The organism is Shewanella sp. SM95 (assembly GCF_025653595.1).
GTDB classification, from domain to species: domain Bacteria; phylum Pseudomonadota; class Gammaproteobacteria; order Enterobacterales; family Shewanellaceae; genus Shewanella; species Shewanella oncorhynchi.
Genome location: NZ_JAKKSE010000040.1, coordinates 1 through 16063 on the forward strand (window position 1 = coordinate 1; position 16063 = coordinate 16063).

Genomic DNA, 16063 nt, shown 5'->3' on the forward strand with positions numbered 1-16063 from the left:
ACCAGTGATCATGTTTTTAACATAGTCAGCGTGGCCTGGGCAGTCTACGTGTGCGTAGTGACGTGAAGGCGTGTCATATTCGATGTGAGAGGTATTGATCGTAATACCGCGCTCACGCTCTTCTGGAGCGTTATCGATTTGAGAGAAGTCTTTAGCTTCGCCACCGTAGGTCTTAGCCAGTACGTGAGAGATAGCTGCAGTCAGTGTGGTTTTACCATGGTCAACGTGACCAATGGTGCCCACGTTTACGTGAGGCTTAATACGTTCAAATTTAGCTTTTGCCACGATATATTCCTTTCTTTTCAGAATAGTCCAGTCAGTGCTGGACCATAATAACATTTATGTCGTAACTGGATATTAGCTACGAGATTCAATAATCGCTTTTGCAATGTTTTGCGGTGCATCAGAGTACTTCAAGAACTCCATAGAGTATGAAGCGCGACCCTGTGTAGCAGAGCGCAAATCAGTTGCATAACCAAACATTTCAGAAAGAGGCACTACAGCATGGACTATTTTGATGCCACCAAAGCCATCATCCATCCCTTCAATTAAGCCACGACGACGGTTCAAATCACCAACGACGTCACCCATATAATTTTCAGGGGTAGTTACTTCTACTTTCATGCAAGGTTCGAGCAACGCCGGATTCGCTTCAAGCGCACCCTTTTTGAAGCCCATAGAACCTGCAATTTTGAACGCCATCTCGTTCGAGTCCACATCATGATATGAACCATCGAACAGAGTGACCTTCACGTCCAACACAGGGAAGCCAGCGAGAACGCCATTCTTCATCTGTTCTTGGATACCTTTATCAACCGCAGGAATGAATTCACGAGGAATCACACCTCCCACAACAGCATTGACAAATTCGTAACCAGCGCCTTCTTCATTAGGCTCTAGTTTTAACCAAACGTGACCGAATTGTCCACGACCACCTGATTGGCGTACAAATTTACCTTCAGCTTCTACTGAAGCTCGGATAGTTTCGCGGTAGGCCACTTGTGGCTTACCTACGTTACATTCAACACCGAATTCGCGACGCATACGGTCTACGATGATGTCTAAGTGTAACTCACCCATACCCGAAATCAGAGTTTGTGATGATTCTTCGTCAGTTTCAACTCGGAATGATGGATCTTCCGCTGCAAGTTTTTGCAACGCGATACCCATTTTGTCCTGATCGGCTTTTGACTTAGGCTCAACGGCAATGGTAATTACTGGCTCTGGGAACTCCATACGTTCCAAGATCACTCTATGATCGTTATCACAAAGCGTATCACCCGTAGTCACTTCTTTTAGACCAATCGCCGCTGCGATATCACCAGCACGGACTTCTTTCAGTTCAGTGCGATCGTTTGCGTGCATTTGCACCATGCGACCTACGCGTTCACGCTTCTGTTTGACAGAGTTGTAAACGCCCGAACCTGATTCGAGTACGCCTGAGTACACGCGAATAAAGGTCAAAGTTCCTACGAATGGATCTGTAGCAATCTTAAATGCCAATGCAGCAAAAGGCGCATTGTCATCTGATGGGCGTTCTACTTCTTGGTCGTTCTCATCGATGCCCTTAATTGGAGGCACATCAATTGGCGCTGGCAAGAATTCAATAACCGCATCAAGTACCGCTTGAACGCCTTTGTTCTTAAATGCAGAACCACAAGTCGCTAAAACGATTTCATTATTTATAGTACGCTGACGTAGCGCCTTTTTAATTTCGTCTTCTGATAGCGTGCCTTCTTCAAGGTACTTATCCATCAGTTCATCCGAAGATTCGGCTGCTACTTCAACCAGATACTCATGCATTTCAGCCGCTTTAGCTGCTAACTCTGCAGGGATCTCCTCATAAGTGAAAGTCATACCCTGGTCTGATTCATTCCAGTTAATTGCTTTCATCTTGATTAAGTCGATCACGCCTTTGAAGTTTTCTTCTGCACCGATATTCAATTGAATAGGCACACAAGTGGCTCCAAGACGAGTTCTAATTTGCTTCACTACACGTTCAAAGTCTGCACCTGCACGGTCCATCTTGTTGATAAATACCAAACGTGGAACGCGGTATTTATCAGCTTGACGCCACACTGTTTCTGACTGAGGTTCAACACCAGATGAACCACAGAAAACGACAACAGCGCCGTCGAGTACGCGCAGAGACCGTTCAACTTCAATAGTAAAGTCAACGTGACCAGGGGTATCGATGATATTGATGCGGTGTTCAGTGAATTGAGCATCCATACCACGCCAGAATGTGGTTACCGCAGCCGAGGTGATAGTGATACCACGCTCTTGCTCTTGAACCATCCAGTCTGTGGTAGCGGCGCCGTCATGCACCTCACCGATTTTATGAGACAAACCGGTATAGAACAGAACACGTTCTGTTGTGGTGGTTTTACCTGCGTCAACATGAGCACAAATACCGATATTACGATAACGCTCAATTGGGGTTGTACGAGCCACGATTATACCCTCTCCACCAAGACCTAAGTCTTGGCAATATCAACAACTATGGTGTGGGCCTAAGCCCACACCATCATATTACCAACGGTAATGAGCAAAGGCTTTGTTAGCTTCAGCCATGCGATGCACGTCTTCACGCTTCTTAACAGCAGTACCTTTGTTTTCAGACGCATCCAGCATTTCACCTGCCAGACGTAAAGCCATAGATTTTTCACCACGCTTACGAGCAGCTTCAACTAACCAGCGCATCGCCAGTGCGTTACGACGCACAGGACGAACTTCACATGGTACCTGGTACGTAGAACCACCAACGCGACGAGATTTAACTTCGACTGATGGGCGAACGTTGTCCAGGGCTGCTTCAAGGATAACTAAATGGTTTTCGCTTTTCTTTTCAGCGACAACATCTAGTGCCTTGTAAATAATTTTTTCTGCAGTCGACTTTTTGCCGTCTTGCATAATGACGTTGATGAACTTAGCCAGCAACTCACTGTGAAACTTTGGATCTGGTAGGATTTTACGTTGTCCTACAACGCGACGTCTTGGCATAACAATTCTCCGTATGCTTCAGGGATTTCCAAAACTGGAATTCTCAAAATAAAACTAGCTTGGCCTTACTTAACGGATAAGTTAAGACTTAGGACGCTTAGCACCGTATTTAGAACGGCTTTGGCGACGTGAAGTCACGCCTGCACAGTCTAATGCGCCACGAATAGTGTGATAACGCACACCTGGTAAGTCTTTAACACGACCACCACGGATTAAGATCACGCTATGTTCCTGCAGGTTGTGGCCTTCACCGCCGATGTACGAAGTAACTTCGAAACCGTTAGTTAGACGCACACGAGCTACTTTACGTAGTGCAGAGTTAGGTTTTTTAGGGGTAGTAGTGTACACACGTGTACAAACACCACGTTTTTGCGGGCACGCATTCAACGCAGGCACGTTAGTCTTGTCGACTTTTGGCGCGCGTGGCTTACGTACCAACTGGTTTACAGTTGCCATGTATAGCTCCGAGTCAGTTGAATCAAACTCAACGATAAGGTGTGAAAAATCTATATCCCACAATGGTGGGACGCGGAATTTTAGAAAGGTAATGCCTGACTGTCAAGAAATAGCCAACTTTTGCGGCATATTACAAGAAAAAAGGCGCCATAGGCGCCTTTTTATAACAAACTTATTACTTAATCTTGGCTACCAGCCAAGTTTAAGAGATCGGCCAAGTTCTGTTCGGCTTCACTTGCAGTGATCTTGTTCACTACTACAGGTTCGTTTTTCTTCGCACGCGCTTCATTACGAGTCTTGTGATAAGCGTAACCAGTACCGGCTGGGATCAGTCGGCCAACGATAACGTTTTCTTTCAGACCACGTAATTGATCGCTCTTACCACCTACGGCGGCTTCGGTCAGTACGCGCGTGGTTTCTTGGAACGATGCTGCTGAGATAAAGGATTCTGTTGCCAGAGATGCTTTAGTAATACCCAGTAGTTCACGTTCAAAGGTCGCAGGCACTTTACCTTGGGCGATCAGTTCGCGGTTAGCGATCTTCACGCGTGACACTTCAGCTTGTTCCCCTTCGAGGAAGTCAGTGTCACCGGCAGAAGTGATAAGACACTTACGCAGCATCTGACGGATGATCACTTCGATATGCTTATCGTTGATCTTCACGCCTTGCAGACGGTAAACGTCCTGTACTTCGTTCACAATGTAGTTTGCTACGTTGTGGATACCACGAAGACGCAGAATGTCGTGTGCCGCTTCTGGACCGTCAGCGATAACTTCACCACGTTCGACTTTTTCACCTTCGAACACGTTTAAGTTACGCCACTTAGGGATCATCTCTTCATAATGATCGCCGCCATCAGCAGGTGTAATCACCAAACGACGCTTACCTTTGGTCTCTTTACCAAACGAGATGGTACCAGAGATTTCCGCCAGAATAGCAGGCTCTTTTGGCTTACGCGCTTCGAACAAGTCAGCAACGCGTGGCAGACCACCGGTGATGTCGCGAGTTTTAGACGATTCCTGAGGAATACGAGCTAATGCGTCACCCACGTTGATTTGCGCGTTATCTTCTAAGTTAACGATCGCACTACCTGGTAAGAAGTATTGTGCTGGTACTTCAGTACCTGGGATCATCAAGTCAGCACCATTAGCGCCAAGCAGACGGATCATTGGGCGCATTTCTTTACCCGCAGTACCACGCTGACCAACGTCAAGGATCACGATTGATGACAGACCCGTTAGTTCGTCTGTTTGACGTGTCATAGTGACACCGTCAATCATGTCTACGAACTTGATACTACCCGCCACTTCAGAAATGATTGGGTGAGTATGTGGATCCCAGTTAGCGATAACATCGCCCGCTTCAACAGCCGCTTCTTCTAGTTTCTCGAGCACAGTACCGTATGGCACTTTATAACGCTCTTTCTCACGACCCAGCTCGTCAATAACAGCCAGTTCAGAAGAACGAGAAACGATAACCAGTTTGCCGTCACTGTTAGTCACATGCTTAGCATTATGCAGTTTCAATGAACCCGAGTTTTTCACTTGGACATTGTTTTCTGCAGACGCTCTAGATGCCGCACCACCGATGTGGAAAGTACGCATCGTTAACTGTGTACCTGGTTCACCGATAGATTGTGCTGCCACAACACCGATGGCTTCACCGTGGTTAATAATATGACCACGAGCCAAGTCACGACCGTAACAAGCTGCACACACACCGAAATCGGTATCACAAGAAATAACAGAACGTACAATCACTTCGTCGATTGAATGCTCTTCTAACTTGTCACACCATGCTTCGTCGAGTAGCGTGTTACGTGGTGCTAATACGTCTTCAGTGCCTGGATAGAACACATCAATCGCAACCACACGACCCAGTACGCGTTCACGTAACGGCTCAACCACATCACCACCTTCAATCAGCGGTTTCATGGTTAGACCTTCGTGAGTACCACAATCGTCTTCGATAACCACTAAATCTTGTGCAACGTCTACAAGACGACGAGTCAGGTAACCCGAGTTCGCTGTCTTCAATGCCGTATCGGCTAGACCTTTACGCGCACCGTGAGTAGAAATAAAGTACTGGAGTACGTTTAGACCTTCACGGAAGTTAGCGGTAATTGGCGTTTCGATGATTGAGCCGTCTGGCTTAGCCATCAGACCACGCATACCCGCCAACTGACGGATCTGTGCGGCACTACCACGAGCGCCTGAGTCAGCCATCATATAAATGCTGTTAAACGAGGCTTGTTTCTCTTCAACGCCATCACGGTTAATCACTGTCTCAGTTGACAGGTTTTCCATCATAGCTTTAGAAACTTTTTCGTTGGCACTTGCCCAGATATCAATAACTTTGTTGTAACGCTCACCGGCTGTGACTAGACCAGATTGGAACTGCTCTTGAATTTCAAGAACTTCTGCTTCTGCATCAGCAACTAAGGTGTATTTCTCGTCTGGAATAACCATGTCATCGATACCTACAGAGGCACCAGAGATGGTTGCAAAACGGAAACCGGTATACATCAATTGGTCAGCGAAGATAACCGTATCTTTCAGACCCAGTTGACGATAACAAGTGTTCAACAGTTTAGAGATCTGCTTTTTGCCCATGTTCTGGTTAACCAGATCAAATGACAAACCTGCTGGCAGAATAAGTGACAGCAGAGCACGACCCACAGTCGTATCAACGATACGGCGTTGTTCAGTGCGCTCACCATCATCACCAATAATGGTTTCAGTGATGCGTACTTTAACGCGGGCATGCAGTTCAGCAGCACCAGTTGCGTAAGCTTTTTCAACTTCAGCAACAGACATAAATGCCATACCTTCACCACGGCCGTTAATACGCTCACGGCTGGTGTAGTACAGACCCAATACCACGTCTTGAGACGGGGTGATAACAGGCTCGCCGTTGGCTGGTGACAGGATGTTGTTGGTAGACATCATCAGGGCACGGGCTTCAAGCTGCGCTTCCAGTGTTAACGGTACGTGTACCGCCATTTGGTCACCGTCGAAGTCGGCGTTGTATGCCGCACAAACGAGTGGGTGTAACTGGATTGCTTTACCTTCAATCAGTACTGGCTCGAACGCTTGGATACCCAGTCTGTGCAGTGTTGGTGCACGGTTGAGCATCACTGGATGTTCGCGGATCACTTCATCCAGAACGTCCCAAACTTCCGCCACTTCACGCTCAACCATCTTCTTAGCCGCTTTGATGGTAGTAGCTAAGCCACGACCTTCTAGCTTGCCATAGATGAATGGCTTGAACAGTTCCAGTGCCATCTTCTTAGGAAGACCACATTGGTGCAGACGTAGAGTAGGACCCACGGTAATGACCGAACGACCAGAATAGTCGACGCGCTTACCCAATAAGTTCTGACGGAAACGACCTTGCTTACCTTTGATCATATCAGCCAAAGATTTCAGAGGACGCTTGTTAGAACCGGTAATAGCACGACCACGACGACCGTTATCTAATAGCGCATCAACAGACTCTTGTAACATACGCTTTTCGTTGCGTACGATAATGTCTGGCGCAGCTAAATCTAACAGACGCTTCAAACGGTTGTTACGGTTGATCACGCGGCGATACAGGTCGTTAAGATCTGAAGTCGCGAAGCGGCCGCCATCGAGTGGAACCAACGGACGTAAGTCAGGTGGTAACACAGGCAGTACTTTTAAGATCATCCACTCAGGCTTGTTGCCTGAAGTGTAGAATGCTTCCATCAACTTAAGACGTTTAGTCACTTTCTTGCGACGAGTCTCAGAATTGATTGAAGGCAATTCTTCACGCATTTGTTCGATTTCTTTCGCTAAATCGATAGCACGTAACAGTTCAAGTACTGCTTCGGCACCCATTTTAGCTTCGAACTCATCACCGTATTCTTCTAATGCATCCAGATAAGTTTCTTCTGTCAGCATTTGGCCACGTTCAAGGCTGGTCATGCCAGGCTCGATCACGACAAATGATTCAAAATACAGTACGCGTTCGATATCACGCAGCGTCATATCCAGCATTAAGCCAATACGTGACGGCAGTGATTTTAAGAACCAAATGTGCGCAACTGGGCTAGCCAGTTCGATGTGACCCATACGCTCACGACGTACTTTAGTTTGGGTTACTTCAACGCCACACTTTTCACAAATAACACCACGGTGCTTCAAACGTTTGTACTTACCGCACAAACATTCGTAATCTTTGACTGGGCCAAAGATACGCGCACAGAACAGACCTTCACGCTCAGGCTTGAAGGTACGGTAGTTGATGGTTTCTGGCTTCTTAACTTCACCAAAAGACCAAGAACGGATCAGATCAGGCGATGCCAGACCAATTTTGATACCGTTAAATTCTTCAGTCTTGCTTTGCTGTTTCAGAAACTTTAATAAGTCTTTCACGTTTCTCTCCTGAAGGAGTTAAACCGGGTGCTCCGCTTGCACGGAGCACCATTCTGTTTGCCAAACGCGGCTAAAGGCCTGCGCTTATGCCTGATCCAACTCGATATTAATACCGAGTGAACGGATCTCCTTCAGTAACACGTTGAAGGACTCTGGCATGCCAGGTTGCATCTGATGGTTACCGTCGACGATGTTCTTATACATCTGAGTACGACCGTTAACGTCATCCGATTTAACAGTGAGCATTTCTTGAAGTGTATAAGCGGCACCATATGCTTCTAGTGCCCACACTTCCATCTCACCGAAACGCTGACCACCGAACTGAGCTTTACCGCCCAGTGGTTGTTGAGTCACTAAGCTGTACGAACCGGTAGAACGGGCGTGCATCTTGTCATCAACTAAGTGGTTCAGTTTGAGCATGTACATGTAACCAACAGTTACTTGACGCTCAAATTCGTTACCGGTACGACCATCAAACAACTTCAACTGACCAGAGGTTGGCAAACCTGCAAGTTCAAGCATCTGCTTGATCTCTTTCTCTTTAGCACCGTCGAATGCTGGAGTTGCAATCGGGATACCGCCTTTCAGGTTAGTCGCAAGACGTAATACTTCATCATCAGTGAATGAATCGATATCGACGCGCTGTTGCACTTCGTCACCTAATTCATAAACTTGCTTGATGTAGCCACGAACTTCAGCCAGCTCGCGCTGTTCTTCAAGCATCGCAGTGATCTTGTTACCAATACCTTTGGCAGCGGCGCCCATATGGACTTCAAGTACCTGACCAATGTTCATACGTGATGGAACACCTAGCGGGTTCAATACGATGTCTACTGGGTTGCCTTGCTCGTCATACGGCATGTCTTCGATTGGGCAAATCTTAGAGATAACACCCTTGTTACCGTGACGACCCGCCATCTTGTCACCAGGTTGGATAGTACGCTTAACCGCTAAGTAAACCTTAACGATCTTCAGTACGCCTGGAGCCAAGTCATCACCTTGGGTGATCTTGCGACGTTTGATTTCAAACTTCTTATCGAAGTCAGCTTTCAGCTCTTCATGCTGTTCAGCTAATTGCTCAAGTTCAGTTTGTTTTGCTTCATCGTCAATGACTTGAATCAACACATCTTTACGTGGCAACGCAGCAATTTGCGCTTCAGTGAAACCAGCACCGATTAACAGGTTACGTGCACGGCTCAAAACACCTTCTTCAAGGATCTTGAACTCTTCGCCTAAGTCTTTACGAGCTTGGGCAATGTGCATCTCTTCGATTTCAACTGCACGCTTGTCTTTTTCAACGCCGTCACGGGTAAATACCTGAACGTCGATGATAGTGCCCTTAACAGAGTTAGGAACACGCAGTGAACTGTCTTTAACGTCAGACGCTTTCTCACCGAAGATAGCACGGAGTAGCTTCTCTTCTGGTGTCAGCTGAGTCTCGCCTTTTGGCGTCACTTTACCAACCAGAATATCGCCACCCTTCACTTCTGCACCAATGTAAACGATACCTGACTCGTCGAGTTTCGACAGAGCAGACTCACCAACGTTTGGAATATCAGCAGTGATTTCTTCGCTACCTAACTTAGTATCACGAGCGATACAAGACAGCTCCTGAATGTGGATAGTGGTGAAACGATCTTCTTGCGCAACGCGTTCAGAAATTAAGATCGAGTCTTCGAAGTTGTAACCGTTCCAAGGCATGAACGCGATACGCATGTTCTGGCCAAGGGCTAAATCACCTAAGTCAGTAGACGGACCGTCTGCTAACACGTCACCGCGAACCACTGGCTCACCAACAGCACAACAAGGGCGTTGGTTGATACAAGTGTTTTGGTTAGAACGGGTGTACTTAGTCAGGTTATAAATGTCGATACCGGCTTCGCCTGGGCGCAACTCATCTTCATTTACTTTAACAACGATGCGGCTCGCATCAACGTAGTCTACAAATCCACCACGTTTAGCAACAACCACAACACCAGAGTCAACAGCCAAAGTACGCTCAATACCAGTACCTACTAGCGGCTTTTCAGAACGCAGTGTGGGTACGGCTTGACGTTGCATGTTCGCACCCATCAAGGCACGGTTAGCATCGTCGTGTTCTAAGAACGGGATCAGTGACGCAGCAACAGAAATAATCTGTTGTGGCGAAACGTCCATATACTGGATGTCTGCAGCGCGCATAAAGGTAGATTCACCTTTATGACGACAAGCAATTTGCTCTTCTGCCATACGACCGCTAGCGTCAACTTCGATATTCGCCTGTGCAATCACATAACGACCTTCTTCGATTGCTGACAAGTATTCCACTTCGTCAGTAATCACGCCGTCGATAACCTTGCGGTATGGCGTTTCTAGGAAGCCGTAAGAGTTAGTACGGGCAAAACTTGCTAATGAGTTGATTAGACCAATGTTTGGACCTTCAGGGGTCTCAATTGGACATAAACGACCATAATGCGTTGGATGTACGTCGCGGACTTCGAAGCCTGCACGTTCACGAGTCAAACCACCAGGGCCAAGAGCAGAAATACGACGCTTATGCGTTACTTCTGACAGCGGGTTGTTTTGGTCCATGAATTGTGACAGCTGAGAAGAACCGAAGAACTCTTTCACTGCAGCAGAAATTGGCTTAGCGTTGATCAAGTCTTGTGGCATCAGCTCATTCAGATCGCCTAAAGACAGACGTTCACGCACGGCGCGCTCAACACGGACTAAACCAACACGGAATTGGTTTTCAGCCATTTCACCGACGCTACGAATACGACGGTTACCTAAGTGATCGATGTCATCGACTTCGTCGAAACCGTTACGGATATGAATGATGTTCTTCATTACCGCGACGATGTCTTCTTTAGACAATACACCGCTACCTTCGTCATCAGGAATGCTGAGACGACGGTTGAACTTCATACGACCTACTTTAGACAGATCATAACGCTCTTCACTGAAGAACAAGTTCTGGAATAGTGCTTCGGCAGCATCTTTGGTTGGTGGCTCGCCAGGACGCATCATACGATAGATCTCAACCAGCGCTTCTAAGCGGTTAGTGGTTGAATCGATACGCAGCGTATCTGAAATATAAGCACCATGATCTAGCTCGTTGATATACAACGTGCTGATATCTTTAATACCGGCCAATGATAGTTTAGCCAGATCTTCTAAACTAATTTCACTGTTGGCAGAGACTAAAACTTCACCTGTGTCCGGATCGATATAATCTTGAGCAGCATATTTGCCCACGATATATTCAACTGGCACTTCAAGCTCAGTGGTATTAGTCTTTTCTAACTGACGAATGTGACGCGCAGTAATACGACGTCCCGCTTCAACCAGTACAGAACCTTCAGCATCCTTGATGTCATAGCTGGCAGTTTCGCCACGCAGACGTTCAGGCACCAAAGACATGACCAGAGTATCTTTCTTGATCTTGAACTCAACGCGTTCGAAGAACAGATCGAGGATCTCTTGAGTAGAATATTCTAATGCACGTAACATGATGGTCGCAGGCAGTTTGCGGCGACGGTCAATACGCACAAATAGTGCATCTTTAGGATCGAATTCAAAGTCAAGCCATGAACCACGGTAAGGAATAATACGTGCGTTATACAGCACCTTACCTGATGAATGGGTTTTACCACGGTCATGATCAAAGAACACGCCTGGAGAACGGTGTAATTGAGATACGATTACACGCTCAGTACCGTTGATAACAAAAGTACCGTTATCCGTCATCAATGGGATATCACCCATGTAGACTTCTTGTTCTTTAATATCTTTTACTGTGCCCGCCGCTGCTTCACGGTCATACAACACCATGCGTAATTTAACGCGTAGTGGAGCTGAATACGTAACACCACGGATCTGACACTCTTTCACATCAAAAACAGGCTCGCCAAGCTTATAGCTGACGTATTGCAGTTCTGAGTTACCAGAAAAGCTCTTGATGGGAAAAACGCTACGGAAGGCGGCTTCTAAACCGCGCTCACCGGTAGGATCTTGATCGGTGAACTTCTTAAAAGAGTCTAGCTGGATAGACAATAAATAAGGGATATCCAAAACTTTTGGACGCTTACCAAAGTCTTTGCGAATACGCTTCTTTTCAGAATAGGAGTAAACCATGGGTTTCCTCTGCTTACGAGATGTGACCAAGACTGAATAAATAACTTAAGTTATTAAAATTCAGCACGTTTGCCCATCACCGTTGATGGCAAGAACCTAACCAGTAATCTCTGCTAGGGACTGCAAAATTTGGCGACAAACGGTGAAAAAAAATCGCCAGCGCATATAGCGCAAAAAAGGCCGACGGTTAAAAAACCGCCAGCCTCCACCCAAGTGGCTTGGGTGAGCAAGCTAAATAATAGCTTACTTAATTTCTACAGAAGCACCAGCTTCAGTAAGTTCTTTCTTCAGAGCTTCAGCTTCTTCTTTAGAAACGCCTTCTTTAACTGCTACTGGAGCAGCTTCAGACATAGCTTTAGCTTCTTTCAGGCCTAAACCAGTTGCGCCACGGATGGCTTTAATAACTGCAACTTTGTTGTCGCCGTGAGCAGTCAGAACTACGTTGAATTCTGTTTGTTCTTCAACAACAACTGCTTCTGCACCGCCAGAAACAACAGCAGCAGCGGCAGAAACGCCGAACTTCTCTTCCATAGCTTCGATCAGTTCAACAACTTCCATTACAGACATAGCTGCAAAGGCTTCTAAGATTTGGTCTTTAGTGATAGACATAACAAATGTTTCCTATTGTTCTGAATTCAATTTTATTAAGCAGCCAGCTTGAAATTAAGCGGCTTCTTGTTTTTGATCGCGCAGGGCGGCCAGTGTACGAACGAACTTGCCAGCAGATGCTTCTTTCATAGTCATCATTAACTGAGCTAGTGCTTCTTCGTATGTTGGCAGTTTCGCCAAACGATCAATTTCAGCTGCAGGGATGAAATTCCCTTCAAAGGCTGCGCCTTTAACTTCGAAGTTAGCTTGTTCTTTAGCAAAGTCTTTTAACAGACGTGCTGCAGCACCTGGGTGCTCTAAAGAAAAAGCAATCAAAGTTGGGCCAGTGAACGTTTCTGCTAGGCACTCAAAAGCAGTACCTTCAACAGCACGACGAGCTAGCGTGTTACGTACTACACGTACATATACACCAGCTTCGCGAGCTTTTTTACGCAGACCGGTCATAGCACCTACAGTCACACCGCGAGAATCAGCGGCAACTGCAGATAGCGCACCTTTGGCAGCTTCGTTGACTTCAGCAACAATCGCTTTTTTGTCTTCGAGTCTTAATGCCATTGGCTTTACTCCTGGATTCTACCTAGGGTATTCCCTAGTATTTACCATACTAAATACTTATGTATTTAGTGACTTACGGTGCAGATTATCCAGTAAAAAATTTTAGCTGGGGCCTGACACCGTCTACGCAGGAAATTAAGTTATTTTTACAAAAAACACCTGCGGTCTTGGACGGAAACCTGAGTTAAATTCCGCCTAAACGGAAGATAAAACAGGCTTCAACCCACAAAGTGCGCGCATTATAGACTAATGCACCCGCTTTGTAAAATTATAGAGTTGTTTCAAGCGTAGCTTGATCAACTGCAACACCTGCACCCATAGTGGTAGAGATGCTGATCTTTTTCACGAAAATGCCTTTAGCAACTGCAGGCTTAGCCTTTTTCAGTGCTGACACTAACGCTTCCAAGTTTTCTTTCAATTGAACTGGTGTGAAATCCACTTTACCGATAGTAGTGTGGATAATACCGTTCTTGTCGTTACGGTAACGAACTTGACCTGCTTTGGCGTTCTTAACAGCTTCAGCAACGTTTGGCGTTACTGTACCTGTTTTAGGGTTAGGCATTAAACCACGTGGGCCTAAGATTTGACCTAACATACCAACAACGCGCATTGCATCTGGAGATGCGATAACTACGTCAAAGTTCATTTCACCGGCTTTGATTTTCTCAGCCAGATCATCCATACCAACTAGCTCAGCGCCAGCAGCTTTAGCAGCTTCAGCATTTGCACCTTGTGTAAATACTGCAACGCGAACGTCACGACCAGTACCGTGTGGCAACACTGTTGCACCACGAACGTTTTGGTCAGATTTACGTGGGTCAATACCCAGGTTAACTGCTACGTCTACACTTTCAACGAATTTTGCAGTTGCTAATTCTTTTAACAGAGCAACAGCTTCGTTGATATCGTAGCTTTTAGTACCGTCAACTTTTTCGCGAATTACGCGCATGCGTTTAGTTAGCTTTGCCATTATATTAATCCTCTACAACCAAACCCATTGAACGCGCAGTACCTTCGATTGAGCGAGTCATCGCTTCAATGTCAGCACCAGTCATATCGGCAGCTTTCAGTTCAGCAATTTCTTGAACTTTAGCGCGAGCGATAGTACCCACTTTCTGAGTGTTTGGACGTGGAGAACCTGATTTCAGGCCTGCAGCAGTCTTCAGTAAGTAAGACGCTGGAGAAGTCTTAGTTTCAAAAGTGAATGAACGGTCACTGTAAACAGTGATCACGACTGGAATAGGCATGCCTTTTTCCATTTTTTCTGTACGGGCGTTAAACGCTTTACAGAATTCCATGATGTTCACACCTTTTTGACCCAAAGCTGGACCAACTGGTGGTGATGGGTTCGCAGAACCGGATTTTACTTGTAGCTTAATATAAGCATCAATCTTCTTTGCCATCTGACATTTCCTCAGTTTGGGTTCAAACGCGCATCAGCGACATGCTGACATGCTCCCCCGAAAACAACGGGTGCGAATTATATAGAAATTCGCACCCGTTGCCAAACGGATTTTGTAGTTTATTTAATCAGCCTTTTTCAACTTGACTAAAGTCAAGTTCAACAGGCGTAGAACGACCAAAGATCATCACTGATACTTTCACGCGGCTCTTGTCATAATCCACTTCTTCAACGGTGCCGTTAAAGTCAGCAAATGGACCATCACACACACGTACCACTTCACCAGGCTCAAATATAGTTCTATGAGTCGGTGACGCTGTCGTTTCTTGTAAGCGACGCAGAATTGCATCAGCTTCTTTATCTGAAATTGGGGCAGGACGATCAGACGTTCCGCCAATAAAGCCTAAAACACGCGGGATGCTTTTGACTAAATGCCAGCTGTCATCGTTCATTTCCATCTGGACTAACACATAGCCAGGGAAAAACTTACGTTCGCTCTTGCGACGCTGACCTGCACGCATTTCGATGACTTCTTCAGTCGGAACCAATACTTCACCGAAGTATGCTTCCATGCCATGCATTTTAATATATTCAATCAGTGACTTACAAACTCGGCCTTCATAGCCTGAGAATGCCTGCACTACATACCATCTTTTTTTAGCTTCTTTAGCTTCAGTCATTCGAGGTGCCTATACGCCAGTGATAAAATTGACAATTCGCATTAACACAGCATCCATACCCCAAAGGATAAGAGCTAAGATACCTGTTGCTGCAAGGACAATAAAAGTGGTGTTTAGCGCTTCTTGACGCGTCGGCCATACAACCTTGCGCACTTCGATATGCGCTTCACGGGCAAAAGCTAACGCTTTTTTACCTTTTACAGTCTGAAGCGCAATAAAACCAGCAATAGCGAATGCAACGATAACACTAAGCGCACGTATGACGGCACTGGCTTCGCTATACATTTGATTGCCAATAACAGCAGCGGCTAGCAATACAATCACTAAACCCCACTTCACGATATCCAGAGAATTGTTCTGGTTTTCAGTATTTGTTGTCATCGGTTTTTCCGTTACTCAATACGGCCTGAGCTTAGAGCACATTAATTGACGGGCATAATCCCACATCACTCTGCATTTCCGAACACCCTTAGAAACGCAAAATAGCATAAGCTCAGGGTCAAAAATCGGCCATAGATTGTATTCTTATTCGACTTTGTAAGCAAGGATGCGAATCCCATGCAAACCACAAAACCTATGAAATAATCCACTTAAACAAAAAAGGAAGCCGAAGCTTCCTTTTCAAACTAATTTCTATCGCAATTAAGCGATGATTTTAGCTACTACACCAGCACCAACTGTACGACCACCTTCACGGATTGCGAAGCGTAAACCTTCGTCCATCGCGATTGGGCAAATCAGAGTCACTACCATTTTGATGTTGTCGCCAGGCATTACCATCTCTACGCCTTCTGGCAGTTCGATAGTACCGGTTACGTCAGTTGTACGGAAGTAGAACTGTGGAC

At 46.0% G+C, this 16063-nt stretch carries 12 protein-coding genes and 1 pseudogene; all 13 read right to left on the reverse strand.

The features are described 5' to 3' along the window. Nucleotides 1-285: GTP-binding protein (locus tag L5M29_RS22950; protein ID WP_261729865.1), on the reverse strand; the 285-nt coding region annotated here is incomplete at its 3' end. Nucleotides 286-357: 72 nt separating this feature from the next. Continuing rightward, nucleotides 358-2454, reverse strand: a complete 2097-nt coding sequence (gene fusA, locus L5M29_RS22955) for an elongation factor G (protein WP_006083603.1) — start codon at nt 2452-2454, stop codon at nt 358-360. 78 nt (nt 2455-2532) lie between these two features. Continuing rightward, a complete protein-coding gene (gene rpsG / locus L5M29_RS22960) occupies nt 2533-3003 on the reverse strand; it encodes a 30S ribosomal protein S7 (protein WP_011787570.1) in 471 nt (156 codons plus the stop codon). Nucleotides 3004-3084: 81 nt separating this feature from the next. Then, nucleotides 3085-3459 (reverse strand): 30S ribosomal protein S12, encoded by a 375-nt coding sequence (gene rpsL, locus L5M29_RS22965; protein ID WP_006083605.1) that lies wholly within the window; start codon nt 3457-3459, stop codon nt 3085-3087. Between the two features lie 179 nt (nt 3460-3638). After that, nucleotides 3639-7856 carry a DNA-directed RNA polymerase subunit beta' gene (gene rpoC, locus L5M29_RS22970; RefSeq protein WP_105251033.1) on the reverse strand — a complete coding sequence of 1406 codons (4218 nt, stop codon included), beginning with the start codon at nt 7854-7856 and terminating at the stop codon, nt 3639-3641. A gap of 84 nt (nt 7857-7940) precedes the next feature. Next, nucleotides 7941-11972 carry a DNA-directed RNA polymerase subunit beta gene (gene rpoB, locus L5M29_RS22975; RefSeq protein ID WP_263170265.1) on the reverse strand — a complete coding sequence of 1344 codons (4032 nt, stop codon included), beginning with the start codon at nt 11970-11972 and terminating at the stop codon, nt 7941-7943. Nucleotides 11973-12215: 243 nt separating this feature from the next. Beyond that, nucleotides 12216-12581, reverse strand: coding sequence for a 50S ribosomal protein L7/L12 (gene rplL / locus L5M29_RS22980; RefSeq protein ID WP_105251031.1), 366 nt, complete (start codon nt 12579-12581; stop codon nt 12216-12218). Nucleotides 12582-12635: 54 nt separating this feature from the next. After that, nucleotides 12636-13136 carry a 50S ribosomal protein L10 gene (rplJ, locus tag L5M29_RS22985; protein WP_006083609.1) on the reverse strand — a complete coding sequence of 167 codons (501 nt, stop codon included), beginning with the start codon at nt 13134-13136 and terminating at the stop codon, nt 12636-12638. A 268-nt stretch (nt 13137-13404) separates the two neighbouring features. Further along, a complete protein-coding gene (gene rplA / locus L5M29_RS22990; RefSeq protein ID WP_105251030.1) occupies nt 13405-14106 on the reverse strand; it encodes a 50S ribosomal protein L1 in 702 nt (233 codons plus the stop codon). 4 nt (nt 14107-14110) lie between these two features. Continuing rightward, nucleotides 14111-14539: a 50S ribosomal protein L11 gene (gene rplK, locus L5M29_RS22995; RefSeq protein ID WP_006083611.1), complete on the reverse strand. Its 429-nt coding sequence runs from the start codon at nt 14537-14539 to the stop codon at nt 14111-14113. A 127-nt stretch (nt 14540-14666) separates the two neighbouring features. Continuing rightward, complete coding sequence (gene nusG, locus L5M29_RS23000; protein WP_105251029.1) at nt 14667-15218, reverse strand: transcription termination/antitermination protein NusG; 552 nt, start codon at nt 15216-15218, stop codon at nt 14667-14669. A 9-nt stretch (nt 15219-15227) separates the two neighbouring features. Continuing rightward, the gene (secE, locus tag L5M29_RS23005) at nt 15228-15599 is read right to left on the reverse strand and encodes a preprotein translocase subunit SecE (protein ID WP_006083613.1); all 372 of its coding nucleotides are present in this window, start codon (nt 15597-15599) and stop codon (nt 15228-15230) included. A gap of 261 nt (nt 15600-15860) precedes the next feature. After that, nucleotides 15861-16063, reverse strand: a pseudogene (gene tuf / locus L5M29_RS23010) (elongation factor Tu); the annotation flags it as partial.

What these genes read in the sequence shown, in the direction of transcription:
- rpsG (WP_011787570.1), bottom strand. Translation starts at nt 3,003, where the DNA reads ATGCCAAGACGTCGCGTTGTAGGACAACGTAAAATCCTACCAGATCCA.
- rpsL (WP_006083605.1), bottom strand. Translation starts at nt 3,459, where the DNA reads ATGGCAACTGTAAACCAGTTGGTACGTAAGCCACGCGCGCCAAAAGTC.
- rpoB (WP_263170265.1), bottom strand. Translation starts at nt 11,972, where the DNA reads ATGGTTTACTCCTATTCTGAAAAGAAGCGTATTCGCAAAGACTTTGGT.
- rplL (WP_105251031.1), bottom strand. Translation starts at nt 12,581, where the DNA reads ATGTCTATCACTAAAGACCAAATCTTAGAAGCCTTTGCAGCTATGTCT.
- rplJ (WP_006083609.1), bottom strand. Translation starts at nt 13,136, where the DNA reads ATGGCATTAAGACTCGAAGACAAAAAAGCGATTGTTGCTGAAGTCAAC.
- rplA (WP_105251030.1), bottom strand. Translation starts at nt 14,106, where the DNA reads ATGGCAAAGCTAACTAAACGCATGCGCGTAATTCGCGAAAAAGTTGAC.
- rplK (WP_006083611.1), bottom strand. Translation starts at nt 14,539, where the DNA reads ATGGCAAAGAAGATTGATGCTTATATTAAGCTACAAGTAAAATCCGGT.
- nusG (WP_105251029.1), bottom strand. Translation starts at nt 15,218, where the DNA reads ATGACTGAAGCTAAAGAAGCTAAAAAAAGATGGTATGTAGTGCAGGCA.
- secE (WP_006083613.1), bottom strand. Translation starts at nt 15,599, where the DNA reads ATGACAACAAATACTGAAAACCAGAACAATTCTCTGGATATCGTGAAG.